Origin of the sequence: Anoxybacillus sp. LAT27 (assembly GCF_022030075.1) — a bacterium.
GTDB lineage: Bacteria > Bacillota > Bacilli > Bacillales > Anoxybacillaceae > Anoxybacillus > Anoxybacillus kestanbolensis.
Genome location: NZ_JAIWYK010000336.1, coordinates 1 through 230, shown reverse-complemented (window position 1 = coordinate 230; position 230 = coordinate 1). Strand labels below are relative to the sequence as shown.

The 230-nt window shown below is 67.0% G+C and carries 1 pseudogene; it reads left to right on the top strand.

From position 1 onward, the window contains the following. Positions 1-230: pseudogene (locus tag LD028_RS09690) on the top strand (histidine--tRNA ligase); the annotation flags it as partial.

The following is a 230-nucleotide window of genomic DNA, read 5'->3' as shown; positions in this document are numbered from 1 at the left end:
CCGAAGTGATCGCGCTGGCGATGCGCTTCTACCAGGAGCTGGGACTGACGAGCTTGAGCGTGGAGCTGAACAGCGTCGGCACCCTTGAGGACCGCGCCCGCCACCGCGAGCACCTGCTCGCCCACCTGAACGGCGTCCGCAGCGAGCTGTGCGCGGACTGTCAATCCCGGATCGACCGCAACCCGCTGCGCGTGCTGGACTGCAAAAACGAGAAGTGCCGGACGCTGACC